Below are 15,243 nucleotides of genomic sequence, written 5' to 3'. Positions count from 1 at the left end.
TATCGCAAACCTATTGTATGCTATAATGACAAAAGAATAATTGTGCTTTTTGGGGGATAAAACATGGCAAAGCAAACACCAATGATGGAACAATATTTAAGAATTAAAGCAGAACATAAAGATGCATTTCTCTTCTTTCGACTCGGTGATTTTTATGAGATGTTTTTTGACGATGCTGTATTAGCGGCAAGAGAGCTAGAGATTACACTAACCAAAAGAGATTCGAATAGTGATGATCCAATTCCGATGTGCGGCGTGCCATACCACTCAGCAGAAAATTACATAAAAATTCTAGTAGAAAAGGGATATAAGGTTGCAATATGTGAACAAGTAGAAGATCCGAAAGTTGCTAAAGGAGTTGTAAAGCGAGAAGTAATTCAATTAATAACTCCCGGAACAGTCATGGAGAAAAACATGCTAAATGAAAAGGAAAATAATTTCATTGCTAGTCTTTCTCATTTTGAAAATAGCTATGTTGTTGTTTATAGTGATCTATCAACTGGAGAGAATCGGATTGCACTGTTCGAAACGGATTGGAGTGGAGTCATACATGAATTGTATAACCAGCCAATTCGAGAAATTGTAGTTTCCTCTAAATTAGATGAGGATTTACAAACTCAATTGCGTGAAAGGTTAAAGGTGACGCTATCCTATCAAGATGAAGTAACCTTTAATGCGGAATATCGTGATTTATGTAATAACCTTCATGATGAACGGCTTTTAAATGCTTTTAGCAGATTGTTAAATTATATTCAACACACGCAAAAGCGTTCGCTTGATCACATGCAGCAAGCAGAACTTATTGAATTAGATAACTATCTCTCATTGGATATGTACTCAAAGCGCAACCTAGAGCTTACGGAAACAATGATGAAAAAAGAAAAGCGTGGTAGCTTACTCTGGGTATTGGATAAGACAGTAACAGCAATGGGCTCTCGGATGGTAAAAAAATGGCTGGAAAGGCCGTTATTGAATCGAACGCTTATTGAAGAACGTTTAGAGATCGTAGATGGTTTGTATCAGCAATTTATGGAAAGAGATGATTTGCGAGAAATACTGAAATCCGTATACGATTTAGAACGACTCGCTGGAAGAATAGCATTCGGGAATGTGAACGCAAGAGATCTTATTCAATTACGAGAATCATTGAAAAAAATACCACATCTTAAAGCTCTTTTAGAGCAATTTTCACAGCCTGAGATTCAAAGGCTTGCACAAAACTTTTATTATCCTACACATATTGTTGATTTATTAGATAAAAGTTTAGTAGATGATCCACCGATTTCTGTAAAAGAAGGAGGGATCATTAAGGATGGTTATCACCAACAATTAGATACGTATAAGGATGCTTCTAGAAATGGCAAGCAATGGATTGCGGCATTAGAGCAAAAGGAGAAACAGGAAACAAATATTAAGTCATTGAAAATTGGTTATAATCGTGTATTTGGATATTATATTGAAGTTACAAAAGCAAATTTACATTTACTGCCTGAAGGTAGATATCATAGAAAACAAACATTAACAAATGCAGAACGATTTATAACCCCTGAATTAAAGGAAAAAGAGCAGCTAATCCTGGAAGCAGAAGAAAAAAGTGTAGAACTGGAATATCAGCTATTTATAGAGATTCGTGATCAGATGAAAGCATATATACCGGAATTACAGCGCTTGGCTGATGCCATCAGTCATATTGACGTCCTTCAAGGATTTGCTACGGTAAGCGAAGCAAATAACTATGTGAGGCCTACATTTGCAATGAACCACCAATTGCAGATTAGACAAAGTAGACATCCCGTGATCGAGCAGGTCATGAAGGAAGGCTCGTTTGTTCCGAATAATATTGATCTTGATGAGGAAAATAATATCTTATTAATAACGGGACCGAATATGTCAGGGAAGAGTACGTATATGCGGCAGCTGGCATTAACCGTAATTATGGGGCAGATCGGTTGTTTTGTACCGTGTGAATCTGCTGAATTGACATTATTTGATCAAATATTTACTAGAATTGGCGCTGCTGATGATCTCGTAGCAGGGCAAAGTACATTTATGGTAGAAATGCTTGAAGCAAATCATGCAATCGCAAATGCTACGGATAAAAGTTTAATTTTACTTGATGAAATTGGTCGTGGGACAAGCACGTATGATGGTATGGCACTTGCACAAGCGATTATCGAATACATTCATAACCATATTCATGCAAAAACCCTATTTTCTACGCACTATCACGAACTGACTGCATTAGAGAACACGTTAGCAAATTTGAAAAATATTCACGTACGTGCTGAGGAATACGAAGGAAATGTTGTCTTTCTGCATCAGATTAAACAAGGTGCCGCAGATGAAAGCTATGGTATTCATGTTGCTAAATTAGCAGATTTACCAAACCCGTTAATTGAACGGGCAAGTGAAATATTAAACGAATTAGAAGGTAAAGGGGCAAAGCCTACTTCGTTGCCCTCCGCACAAGAAACAAATTCTACTGGACAGCTATCACTATTTACTGAAGCGGAAGCACCAAATAAAGCCAGTAGTTCGAAGGCAAAAGTGGAAAGTCCAGTTATAGAGGAATTAAAAGCAATCGATTTGTTTGACATGACACCGATGGATGCAATGAATGAATTATATCGCTTACAGAAAATGATTAAAAAATAATGTAGAAAGGATTGTTTGCATGAAGATCATACAAATGCCAGAGGCACTTGCAAATAAGATAGCTGCTGGCGAAGTTGTGGAACGACCTGCTTCTGTAGTGAAAGAACTGGTTGAGAACAGTATTGATGCAAACAGTACATGGATTAAAATTGAGATTATGGAGGCAGGGCTTCAAGAAATAAAAGTAACGGATAATGGTGAAGGGATGACTGAAGCCGATTGTGAAAGAGCATTTCTTCGTCATGCAACGAGTAAAATAAAAAATGAAACAGATCTATTCCACGTGAAAACATTGGGGTTCCGCGGGGAGGCTCTTGCTAGTATTGCTTCTGTTAGTAAACTAACCGTTCAAACTTCCACAGGAGATGAAGCGGGTACTTTGTTAGTTTTAGATGGTGGGAAGGTAGCGGAGAAAAAGAAAACAGCGGCGAGAAAGGGTTCAGAAATAACAGTAAGTGATTTATTTTTTAATACTCCAGCTAGATTAAAATATATGAAGACGATTCACACAGAGTTAGGGCATATAACGGATTTGCTTAACCGCTTGGCATTATCCCACCCGGAGGTTCGCTTTGAAGTAACACATAATGGAAAGGGTTTGTTTAAGACAGCAGGTACAGGAGACTTGTTACAGGTAATATCCCAAGTTTATGGTATGAATGTAGCGAAGCAAATGCTCTATGTAAATCATAAAACATTAGATTTCTCTATTGAAGGATATATAGCTAAACCTGAAGTAACAAGGGCATCTCGAAATTATATGTCCACCATCATTAATGGTAGGTATATCAGAAGCATTCCGTTAAATCAGGCTATTCTTAGAGCTTATCATACGTTATTGCCGATTGGCAGATCACCAATTGTTGTCCTAACCATTCAAATGGACCCTATATTAGTCGATGTAAACGTACATCCGACAAAATTGGAGGTTCGCTTTAGTAAGGACAAAGAATTATTTACTGCCATTGAAAACACGATAAAAAGTAAGTTTAAAGATATTACCTTAATTCCTGAAATCCAACAAAAGCCGATCGTACGAGAAAAAACAGTACAGGATTCTTTATCGTTTAATGACCAAATTGAAAAGCCGCGTAAGCAAGCTTGGAGCAATGAAAAAATTTACGAAGGTCAGCAACCTATTCATCAAGTATCTACTCCTGAAGCGGAACAAGAAACGGAAGACTTGCAACCTGATTTGCAAATAGAACAGGTTACATCGAAAGCGGAGAATAGTGCAGAGAAGTCGCCAACAGTTCCAGAAGTAGAAGACAGGCTTGAAGCTACTCAACATATTCGACGTGTACCAGTTATGTATCCGATTGGCCAGCTACAAGGCACATATATCTTAGCCCAAAATGAAAATGGATTGTACATGGTCGATCAGCATGCAGCGCAAGAGAGAGTAAAGTATGAGTTTTTTAAACGCAAGCTTGGAAAGCCGATAAACGAATCTCAAGAGCTTCTGATACCATTAACCTTTGATTTTTCGAAGGAAGAGTCGATTTGGATTGAACAATATAAGGAAGAATTAAAACAAGCAGGGCTGTTTTTTGAGTCTTTTGGTCATCAAACATATATTATTCGTTCACATCCAGTTTGGTTTCCGAATGGGTTTGAAGAAGAAGTTATTCGTGAAATGGTTGATCAAATAATGAATGAAGAAAAAGTAAATGTCGAAAAGATACGGGAAGATGCTGCTATTTTAATGTCGTGCAAGCGTTCCATAAAAGCTAATCACTATCTAAATCAAGATGAGATGTATCATTTGCTTGAGGATTTACGTAATACGGAGGATCCGTTTACATGTCCACATGGAAGACCTATTATCGTACATTTTTCCACCTATGAATTAGAAAAAATGTTCAAACGTGTCATGTAATATGTATAAAGATAACCACACCTCGCTCATACTAAAAAAATAAGAGAGGTGTGTGTATTATGGAAAATCAAAAGCTCATACAGTTTCTTAATCAATTGCTTTCTAATTATTTTGTTTTATATGTAAAATTACATCGATACCATTGGTTTGTTCAAGGAAGGCATTTCTTTCAACTACATGCACAGTTTGAAGAAATGTATGAGGATGTTGCGCAAGATTTAGATAAGATAGCAGAGCGAATTCTTATGATTGAAGGAAAGCCCTTAGCAACAATGATGAAGTATGTGAAGGAAGCGACGCTAGAAGAGGCGAATGCAGACGACAAAGAAAATGAAATGATGGAGCAGTTGATTCATGATTTTCAGCAACTGATAGCTGAAATTCGCAAAGAGGGGTTAATAGAGGCTAGAGATCACGAGGATGCACCAACTGAGGATCTGTTGATTTCAATACAAGCCAAATTAGAAAAATACATTTGGATGTCAAAAGCTTACATAGCTTATGAATAAAGATATACAATTAGGGGAATACTAATGAAAAAAAAGGTTATTGCAATTGTTGGACCTACAGCAGTAGGTAAAACAAAATTAAGTATTTCAATTGCAAAAGAATATCACGGGGCAATCATAAGCGGTGACTCCATGCAGGTTTATCAAGGGATGGATATTGGGACGGCAAAAATAACGGCGGAAGAGATGCAAGGGATTCCGCATTATATGATTGATATAAAAAATCCAGATGAAGCATTTTCAGCCGCTGACTTTAAGAAACATGTTAACATGTATATTGAAACGATCACAGCGGATGGTATGCTGCCAATTATAGTTGGTGGGAGCGGCTTATATATTCAAGCAGCATTGTATAACTATAACTTTCCATCACATAAAAAAGATGAAACAGTTACGAAAAGGCTGGAAAACGAATTACATACGAAGGGAATTGACCCTTTATATGCACGTTTAAAGAAAATCGATCCAAAACAAGCAGCCAAAATTCATCCCAATAATCATCGACGCGTGATACGTGCACTTGAAATCTATGAAGCAACAGGAACTACAATGTCTGAATATCAAGAACTACAGGAGTTAGACTCACCTTATGATATAAAGTTAATTGGACTGGAAATGGAAAGAGAAACGCTGTATACCCGTATTAATCAACGTGTTGATTCAATGATAGAACAAGGGTTACTAGAAGAAGTTAATCGCTTATATATACAGGGCTATGGGGATACACAAGCCATGCGGGCGATCGGTTATAAAGAATTTATTCCTTATCTCCGCGGAGAACAATCATTGGAAGATGCTATTTGTTTATTGAAACGAAATTCTCGAAGATATGCGAAACGGCAATATACATGGTTTAGAAATAAAATGAATGTTACATGGTATTCGATATCTTCTGACACAATTAATGAAAAATTTAGAAATATTTTAGATGATCTTGCAGGATTCTTAAAAGATAGGTAGAAAATATTATATATAGACAGAAATGAGGAGGAAGTATTATGGCGCAAACCGTGAATATTCAAGACCAATATTTAAATCAGCTGAGGAAAAATCATATTTCGGTTACTGTATTTTTGACAAATGGTTTTCAATTGCGAGGAATCATAAAAGCGTTTGATAATTTTACAGTTTTAATGGAAACAGACGGTAAGCAGCAATTAATTTTCAAACACGCTATTTCTACCTTTTCCCCAGTTAAAAATGTTGAATTGGACAAGGAATAACAATAAAAACTGGGATGTCACATAAGGTACATTAAAATACAACGACTGGAATTTATAAGGGGCTACTGAAGGAAGAGTGTTCGTTTGAAACCTGCATGGAGTAGGCTTGCTCGTGTGTGGTAGGTAGTCGTGAATGGCGTATTTTCTAGTTGTATAGATAGGGAGCTATCTCTTGGGATAGCTCCCTATCGTTTATTGATGAGACATAGTGGTAAGAGCTGGGGAAAAGAATATCGGTATCGATGCAATTGCTACATTTTTAAAGACAATCTGAGAAAGTTGAAATACGAATCGTTAACATGAATCCAACTAGAAATATAAACAGATCAGTTTCGTTTCTTAAAACTTTCCAACTCAAGGATTTGGTTTCAAAGTTTACTAAATTTACTCTTATATTCATAAATGCTACTATAATCAAAACAATCCTATTTTCCAACATTTTCTATTGGTTGAATATTTTATTCGATTAAAAGCAGTCCTTTTTATGGGCAAATGTCACACCTTTTTCATATGTGCGTATACTAAAATGACTGAGGGGTGATGACATGGAAACACAAATGATTAGGAATAAAAACGGGCAAGTAAATATCATTTTACAAGAAAGAAAGTCTGCAGTATCAACGAAACGTAATTTAGAAAAAGGATTCAAAAACAATCCTTTTAAACATATTGATCAGGCATTTTCATCATTTGTGGGTATGAATGAATTAAAAGAACGAATCAAAGAAATCTATGCCACTGTTGTTATCAATGAAAAGAGAAGGGAGCTTGGCTTACAAGATACAAAGCAAGTTCTGCATATGCTATTTAAAGGAAACCCCGGTACAGGAAAAACAACCGTAGCTAGAAAGCTAGCTAAGTTGTATTTTGAAATGAATTTATTAACAAAAGGACATTGTATAGAGGCTGAAAGAGCGGATCTAGTAGGGGAATATATTGGGCAAACTGCACAAAAAACGCGATCCATTATCCAAAAAGCGCAAGGCGGAGTTTTGTTTATTGATGAGGCGTATTCGCTGGCAAGAGGTGGGGAGAAGGATTTCGGAAAGGAAGCAATTGATACATTAGTAAAACACATGGAGGATAATCAGCATGATTTTGTCTTGATATTAGCAGGTTATCCATATGAGATGGAGCGTTTTCTAACTCTAAATCCTGGCTTACAATCAAGGTTTCCCTTTATTTTAGATTTTAAGAATTATGAAGCAGGTCAGTTGCTGTCTATTGCGAAGCGTATGGCTGTTGAACGAGATTACCAATTGACAAGGGAAGCTGAATTAGAATTAAAGGCTCATTTATATATGAAAACGAAAGAATACAATAGAAACTTTGCCAATGCTAGATATGTTCGAAATGTGATTGAAAATTCGATTCGGATGCATGCAATGCGGTTATTGGCAAATGAGCACTTTACACCTGATGATTTGATTCATTTAACTGCTAAAGATTTACAAATTAACGCCATGTAATTTTGTTATTATAGAATTGTTTGATAAGATAGAAAAGGTGAACAGCCACTAAAATATCTAACAAAGAAGCTGAAAGGAAAGAGGTTCTGTTTGTGGCAGATGAAAAAATCGTAGTAATTGCTGTAAAAAAGCCAAATCAAGATGAAGAGCGGTTCGCCTCTTCGCTTCAAGAACTCACATCTTTAAGCCATACTGCTGGTGGAGATGTAAAACAAATTATGACGCAAAAGCGGGATCGAATCCACCCTGCTACATATATTGGATCTGGAAAGATAAAGGAAATTCGTTCGATAATTGATGAACTAGATATTGATTTAGTTATATCAAATGATGAGCTGTCTGCTGGCCAATTAAGAAATTTGGCAAGCTTATTAGGTGTTCGAATTATCGATCGAAGCCAATTAATTTTGGACATTTTTGCTATGCGAGCAAGAACAAAAGAAGGAAAACTGCAGGTAGAGCTTGCACAGCTAGAATATGCGCTACCGAGACTCCGAGGTCAAGGAGTTGAAATGTCTAGACTAGGTGCAGGTATTGGAACTAGAGGTCCTGGTGAAACAAAGTTAGAGACGGATCAGCGCCATATACGCAGGCGGATTTATGATATTAAAAAGCGTTTAGAAACAGTCGTAAAGCAGCGTGAACAATATCGGAAGCGGAGGAAAACTAAGGATGTCTTTCAAATAGCCATTGTTGGTTATACAAACGCTGGAAAATCCACTTTGTTTAATCGATTAACACATAGTAATTCTTTAGAAGAAGATCAATTGTTTGCAACGTTAGATCCGCTAACGCGGAAAATCCAATTACCTGCAGGGCTACAAGTGCTTATAACGGATACCGTCGGCTTTCTACAAGATTTGCCAACAGCTTTAATTGCAGCATTCAAATCTACGCTAGAGGAAGTAACTGAAGCGGACTTCTTATTACATGTTGTAGATGGCTCTCATCCGGATCAGGATCAACAACAGGATACCGTTATGCAATTACTTAAAGAATTAAATGCACAATCGATTCCAATGCTAACGGTTTATAATAAAAAGGATTTACTTAAGCAGGATGTTATTCCAATCAATCAGCCGCATCTTGTTATAAGTGCATATGAGTCATCAGATGTCGTTCGATTAGTATCAACTATCGAACGTTTATTGAAGGAAGCGTGGCAGCGGTATAACGTAAAGTTAGATCCTGATCAAGGTAAGCTTATCCATCAATTAGAAAAAGAAACCATTGTAGAACATAAAATATTCGATGAAATGACAAATATATTTCAAGTTTATGGATATATGCGTCATGATCATCCATTAAATCGTATATTAGAGGAGTAAAGACAGCAAATGATTGAACAGTTAATTAAACAGGCAGAATTTGACTGTGCAGAGCAGCATAGAAATGTTAGTCATATCGTAGAAACGAATCAAAAAAGAGTTTTAGATGCATTTAGAAAATATCGAGTAAGTGATTCACATTTTAATTCAACCAGCGGTTATGGATATGATGATTTAGGTAGGGAAGTTTTAGAGCGGATCTATGCTGATGTTTTTGGTGGAGAAGATGCACTCGTCAGACCACAAATTGTATCAGGGACCCATGCCATTACGACTACACTATTTGGGATGCTGCGACCAGGCGATGAAATATTATACATAACTGGGAAGCCATATGATACGTTAGAAGAAGTAATTGGTATAAGAGGTACAAACACTGGTTCTCTCCGTGATTTTCATATTTCCTATAATAAAGTGGATCTAATGAGTAACGGTAGTATTGACTTTGTTGGGGTAAGGGAGGCTATGATTTCAAATCCAAAAGTAATTGGCATTCAACGGTCAAAAGGCTATGATGATCGCCCGTCCTTTACCCTTACTCAGATTAGTGAGATGATTCATTTTATAAAAGAAATTGATTCGGATGCTATCGTATTTGTGGACAACTGTTATGGGGAATTTGTTGAAGAGAAAGAACCACTTCATGTTGGTGCAGATATTATTGCCGGCTCACTTATTAAAAATCCTGGAGGTGGTTTAGCTAGAGCAGGGGGATATATTGCTGGTAGAAGTGATCTAATCCAGCAATGCGCTAATCGTTTAACCGCACCAGGGTTAGGTAAAGAAACAGGAGCTACATTGGATACATTACATGAAATGTATCAAGGTTTTTTCCTTGCGCCACATGTTGTTGGTGAAGCATTAAAGGGGGCTATTTTTACTTCACGGATCATGGAGCTTGCTGGATATAATACATCACCAAGCTTCCAAGCGAAACGAACAGATTTAATTCAATCGGTTACCTTTCAGGATAGAGAGCAAATGATTACCTTCTGTCAGGCAATTCAAGAAAATTCGCCGGTTAATTCCTATGTAAAGCCTTACCCAAGTGAAATGCCAGGCTATGAAGATGAGGTCATTATGGCAGCCGGAACATTTATACAGGGAGCCAGTATTGAATTATCAGCGGATGGACCACTACGCCCACCTTATATTGCATTTGTGCAGGGTGGTTTAACCTATGCACACGTTAAAATAGCACTCGTTGAATCGTTAAAAAAATTAAAAAGTGATGATTATAACCCTATAAAGTAGGGTATATCCATGGCAAAGGGCGTTATGTTTTAAACGCCTTTTTTATGTTAGAAAACCTAACATATTATTGACATGTTATTTTACATAACATATAATAAAATAGAATTAATGATGAGGGGGTCATGAATTGAATGATCAGGATCGTCGTTCCATGCCCTTATTTGGAATTGGCATTGTTATTAAATTGACAGAATTAACAGCAAGACAAATAAGATATTATGAAGAACATGAATTAATTCACCCAGAAAGAACAAGTGGTAATCAGCGATTATTTTCTTTTCATGATGTAGATAGGTTATTAGAAATAAAAGATTTATTGGATAAAGGCTTAAATATCGCTGGTATCAAGCTGCTATTGAGTGAAGGACAAGAAAAGAAAGAAGTAGGCAAAAAATCGTCTGAATCATCAGATTTAAGCGAGAAAGATCTCCGCAGAATTTTAAGAAACGAGTTAAAGGAACCTGGCAGACACGGAAAAGCAAATTTACGGCAAGGAGAGTTGTCACGATTTTTTACCAATCATCCATAAGGTTTAGGAAAACAAGTGTGTTAACAGTATGTTATAGAACTGTTTTTCTATTCAAATAAAAAATATAGTTCATAGGAGGAGAAAGAATGGGAAAAAGCTTTACTAGGGAAGAGATTCTAAAGCAAATTAAAGAGGAAAACGTTCGTTTTATTCGTTTACAATTTACGGATATGCTTGGAACAATTAAAAATGTGGAAATCCCACTAAGTCAGCTAGACAAGGCACTTGATAATAAAATGATGTTTGACGGGTCTTCAATTGAGGGATTTGTTCGAATTGAAGAGTCAGATATGTATTTATATCCGGACTTAGATACATTTGTTGTGTTCCCGTGGACTTCTGAAAAAGGGAAAGTAGCACGTTTTATTTGTGATATTTATAAGACAGATGGTACTCCTTTTGAAGGCGATCCAAGATATAATCTAAAGAGAAACCTGAAGAAAATGGAAGAACTTGGATTTGATGCATTTAATATCGGTACGGAACCGGAATTCTTCTTATTCAAATTAGATGAAAAAGGCGAACCTTCTCTAGAATTAAATGACCATGGTGGATATTTTGATTTGGCACCTACTGATTTAGGCGAAAATTGCCGAAGAGATATCGTACTTGAGTTAGAAGAGATGGGCTTTGAAATTGAAGCTTCCCACCATGAAGTTGCCCCCGGCCAACACGAAATAGATTTCAAATATTCTGATGCTGTAAAACATGCAGATGATATTCAAACATTTAAGTTAGTGGTGAAAACCATTGCTAGAAAGCATAATCTACATGCGACATTCATGCCTAAACCGTTATTCGGTGTAAACGGATCCGGAATGCATGTAAATATGTCACTTTTCAAAAATGGCGAAAATGCATTCTATGACAAAAATGGCGATATGGAGTTAAGTGAGACTGCATATCAATTTATTGCAGGTGTTATTAAGCATGCTAATAGCTTTACGGCTGTTACCAATCCAACAGTAAACTCTTATAAACGACTAGTTCCTGGCTATGAAGCCCCTAGCTATATTGCTTGGTCTGGCTCTAATCGAAGCTGTCTAATGCGTATTCCAAACTCTCGAGGAATTAGCACACGTGTTGAAGCTCGCAGTGTAGATCCATCTGCAAATCCTTATCTAGCTCTATCTTCTTTATTGGCAGCTGGATTAGATGGTATTGAAAAATCAATGACACCACCTGCAGCAGTAGATCGTAATATTTATGTTATGACGAAGGAAGAGCGTGAAGAAAATGGAATTCAAGATTTACCAAGCACACTTGCAGGTGCTTTAGAAGAATTGAAGAAAAACCAAGTAATTGTTAACTCTCTAGGTGAACATCTTTTCGAACATTTTGTAGAAGCAAAAGAAATCGAATGGGATATGTTCAAAACACAAGTGCATCCTTGGGAACGTGAACAATACTTGAGCACGTATTAAGGTTAATGAACTCCTTGGCACATAATGTGTTGAGGAGTTTTTTTAAATGGTTTTTAATCGTTCATTTTACCTTACCCACAAACGCCCCACTTTTATTTTAAAAATTATGTATTGATTTCATTGAAATAAGACTCATATATTGTTCATCTAGCTTTTTGGAAATATGAGAAGAGACATCTACAGTAATTTGATAGCTGCCATTGCCTAGTCTTTCTAGCTTCCATAAGTAAAACAATGTGCGTGTATCTGAGAGAATGAATAGGAAAATTAAGCGATCTAGCTTGGCTTAATATTTTTCTGAAAGCATGAACCATTATTTCTGGAAAGCACTAAATTCAAATGAAATGGCGTTTTATTTCAATTCCACTTTTACGATAGGTTCATATTTACTTAATATCTCAAATGTAGTTTCTGATGTAGAAATGTTCGATTTTGTCAATGTCAGTTCCTGGTCCGGGTAAATTATCAAACCATTTTATAAATTCGGATTTTGTTGTTTTATATAGATACCAATTTTGCTTGTTATCTCCAAAATAGTCTTCCCTAGCTATACTGGCTGCTTCTAATAAATAGCTCGCTTTCATTTCATCTATAAGACGAATTGCAAGTACAAAATTCCCGAATTCTGATTGATCATATATAAAGCTAAATATTCTATTTTCATTTTCAACTTTTATAACATCCTTTGGGTGATTCAGATAAAGAAATTTTATCTAAGAATTCTCCATGTTCATATTCCTTTGGATGCCAAATATTAATTAGTTATCACCTCTCTTTGGGTAACGGAATTTGTTTTTACAAAAATTTATTGTCGGTTCTTTACCACTACGGCTTTTATAGTAACTTACTGCCCTTTTATGATTAAATTATATTTCTATAAAAGTTCTCAAATTCCTGCCAATCTATTTAAAGAATAAAATTTTTAAAGAATATAACGTCATATCAAACAAACTAAAACACCCCTCACAGCAGGAGCTTTTACATTATATACATAAAGGTATTAGTGTGCAAAAACTAAGGATCAGCGAGGATTTTCATTTTCTAGTCTTCTTAACTGATCCACGAAACCATCCTTCAATTCAAAATTCGTTTCATAATTTACTTCTCCATAACAATCTTAGTCATTTCTCTTTCATAAAATCACCTATCGAGAACGTTCTTATCGTTTATTTCATATTCATAAAATTCCTCTTTTATTTTTTATAGTCAATGCATAAATTGGTGCAAGTATATGCATTCTATATATCAAATATTTAGAAAAGGATGTTGTTTTACTAATGATTCAAATCACTTTTTGGGCTGTTTTTATTTTGCCATTCATATCTTTATTTTTTTTAGATCGTTCTGTTATTCGAAGATATATATCAGTCGCGCTTTTTGTAACAGTCATAAATGTTATTTTGTATGAGATTGCCTGGACACAAAACTGGTGGAAATACGATAAATCCCTTTTTTCTTGGGATAAAATAACACCTGCTCCTTTAGTGTTCAGCGCATATTGGGTTGCAACCATATGGATCTTTCATTTTACTTTTCGGAAGTTTTGGGTATATTTTGTAACTAATTTAATTTTGGATGGGATGTTTGTATATGCTTTAGTTCCATGAATGAGGGAAGTTGAAATTGTTACAGGGAACTTGTCAGAAATCCTAATGTTATTAATAATGACAATAGTTGCCAATGTCATTTATGTTTATCAAATGTGGTATGAAAAGCAGGAAGGAAACTAATGGTTTGGAAAAATTTAAACATACATAAAAACATCTTCTTATAATTACTGTCGAGAGAAGTTAAAAGAAGGTGGCATTGTATTGAAATAAAACACATTAAAGTAGCCGGACCATATTTACTTATAAAAAGCATTATTGATGTGCGGATAGATTAAAAGGAACAACACTAAGTTCTCTAGGAAATTTTGAGTAAGTCTGTTCATCCTTCTAATTAATCATATGCACTTGCTGTTTTTTTAAAAATTTTCTGATTGAATCATTTTAGTTACACTTCTTTGTCTAGAGCCTTTATATTAATTTGATACTGAATCCTGTACCGTTGGGTTGAATCCTTTAACAATTAACCATATAGCCAAAACCAGTTGATGAAAGGCTATTGGAATGTTTAGTATCATGTAGGTTGCATCCAAACCGATGAAGTAAATCATAAATAATAAGCTTGCCAATATGGACAATGTAGATCCAATAATACCCCAAACTGACAACCAACGTGGAACAAGTTTTGTTTGGCAAAATATGCAGTTAAATAAGAGCATAGCCAAAGCAAAAGCCAGGGTCGTTGCCACATGGTTCACCAAATCACGTCCTGTCTCAATTCACCTAAGGACTGAAAATACGATATATCCATTGCTCCAACTTTTGTAAATTCATGGCTTAATGTCAATAGTAACAGAAGAATGAATACACCAATTATAATGAACACACCCGCAATAATGCCAAAGGCTACAGACCCAAGAGCCAAACCTTTATTATGCTTACTTAGTATCGGATACATTAAAATAGGAATACCAACGTATGCAACAATCATTAACAACTGGAAAAACCCTCCTATTAGTACTTGGTTTTTATATGTAAAAGCATTGACAATGTAGTTTGCTTCATCTATAACAGGAACAACACTAAATATACCTACAACCATCCCGGCTATTAATAACATTCCAGTAATTAGCGCAGAACTTGTACTCTTACTCAACATTTAACCTCCCAATACCTACTTTTTATAAAAATTTAACAGAATAGGGGTTAGATAAAGCAAATAATTTGGTTAGGCCACTGTCAAGAAAGCGGACAATCAAAAATATTAAGCCCCTCCTTAGAATAATTCGTTCCCTATAGTAAAAAAACTCCATGTATTTATGAGGCCACTGAAAAAGTCCAAAAAAGATATGATTTCCATTTTATTATGGGATTCATATCTTTTTTTAGTTACAATAAAAGTACTAAGATGGAGCGGGTGGATACA

Annotated in this window: 12 protein-coding genes; 10 read left to right on the top strand and 2 right to left on the bottom strand. The window is 35.7% G+C overall.

Going from position 1 to position 15,243, the window contains the following annotated elements:
- The first annotated feature begins 63 nt into the window (after positions 1–63).
- From mutS to glnA, 10 genes are all read left to right on the top strand, one after another.
- On the top strand, positions 64–2,655 hold the full coding sequence (gene mutS / locus JUJ52_RS04390) for a DNA mismatch repair protein MutS (protein ID WP_026680969.1): 2,592 nt from the start codon (positions 64–66) through the stop codon (positions 2,653–2,655).
- 19 nt (positions 2,656–2,674) lie between these two features.
- Positions 2,675–4,534 carry a DNA mismatch repair endonuclease MutL gene (gene mutL, locus JUJ52_RS04385; protein WP_026680970.1) on the top strand — a complete coding sequence of 620 codons (1,860 nt, stop codon included), beginning with the start codon at positions 2,675–2,677 and terminating at the stop codon, positions 4,532–4,534.
- A gap of 59 nt (positions 4,535–4,593) precedes the next feature.
- Positions 4,594–5,043 (top strand): Dps family protein, encoded by a 450-nt coding sequence (locus JUJ52_RS04380; protein WP_026680971.1) that lies wholly within the window; start codon positions 4,594–4,596, stop codon positions 5,041–5,043.
- A gap of 24 nt (positions 5,044–5,067) precedes the next feature.
- On the top strand, positions 5,068–6,003 hold the full coding sequence (gene miaA, locus JUJ52_RS04375; RefSeq protein WP_205388593.1) for a tRNA (adenosine(37)-N6)-dimethylallyltransferase MiaA: 936 nt from the start codon (positions 5,068–5,070) through the stop codon (positions 6,001–6,003).
- Positions 6,004–6,041: 38 nt separating this feature from the next.
- Complete coding sequence (gene hfq, locus JUJ52_RS04370; protein ID WP_026680973.1) at positions 6,042–6,266, top strand: RNA chaperone Hfq; 225 nt, start codon at positions 6,042–6,044, stop codon at positions 6,264–6,266.
- A 545-nt stretch (positions 6,267–6,811) separates the two neighbouring features.
- Positions 6,812–7,735: an AAA family ATPase gene (locus JUJ52_RS04365; protein WP_205388592.1), complete on the top strand. Its 924-nt coding sequence runs from the start codon at positions 6,812–6,814 to the stop codon at positions 7,733–7,735.
- 92 nt (positions 7,736–7,827) lie between these two features.
- Positions 7,828–9,063: a GTPase HflX gene (hflX, locus tag JUJ52_RS04360; protein ID WP_166530907.1), complete on the top strand. Its 1,236-nt coding sequence runs from the start codon at positions 7,828–7,830 to the stop codon at positions 9,061–9,063.
- A gap of 9 nt (positions 9,064–9,072) precedes the next feature.
- Positions 9,073–10,317 carry a methionine gamma-lyase family protein gene (locus JUJ52_RS04355; protein ID WP_026680976.1) on the top strand — a complete coding sequence of 415 codons (1,245 nt, stop codon included), beginning with the start codon at positions 9,073–9,075 and terminating at the stop codon, positions 10,315–10,317.
- A 151-nt stretch (positions 10,318–10,468) separates the two neighbouring features.
- Positions 10,469–10,846, top strand: coding sequence for a MerR family transcriptional regulator (locus tag JUJ52_RS04350; protein ID WP_121605904.1), 378 nt, complete (start codon positions 10,469–10,471; stop codon positions 10,844–10,846).
- Between the two features lie 86 nt (positions 10,847–10,932).
- Positions 10,933–12,270 carry a type I glutamate--ammonia ligase gene (glnA, locus tag JUJ52_RS04345; protein ID WP_026680978.1) on the top strand — a complete coding sequence of 446 codons (1,338 nt, stop codon included), beginning with the start codon at positions 10,933–10,935 and terminating at the stop codon, positions 12,268–12,270.
- 2,023 nt (positions 12,271–14,293) lie between these two features.
- Here the strand turns inward: glnA and JUJ52_RS23315 are convergent.
- Both JUJ52_RS23315 and JUJ52_RS23310 read right to left on the bottom strand, forming a co-directional pair.
- A complete protein-coding gene (locus tag JUJ52_RS23315) occupies positions 14,294–14,575 on the bottom strand; it encodes a DUF4386 family protein (protein WP_308035999.1) in 282 nt (93 codons plus the stop codon).
- The gene (locus JUJ52_RS23310; RefSeq protein WP_255637458.1) at positions 14,572–14,973 is read right to left on the bottom strand and encodes a DUF4386 domain-containing protein; all 402 of its coding nucleotides are present in this window, start codon (positions 14,971–14,973) and stop codon (positions 14,572–14,574) included. The genes JUJ52_RS23315 and JUJ52_RS23310 overlap by 4 nt, the downstream gene beginning before the upstream one ends.
- Positions 14,974–15,243: the final 270 nt, after the last annotated feature.

Source organism: Virgibacillus sp. AGTR, from assembly GCF_016919725.2.
GTDB lineage: Bacteria > Bacillota > Bacilli > Bacillales > Amphibacillaceae > Virgibacillus > Virgibacillus salarius.
Note: the sequence above shows the minus strand (reverse complement) of the source record. Positions and strands in the feature narration are given on the sequence as shown.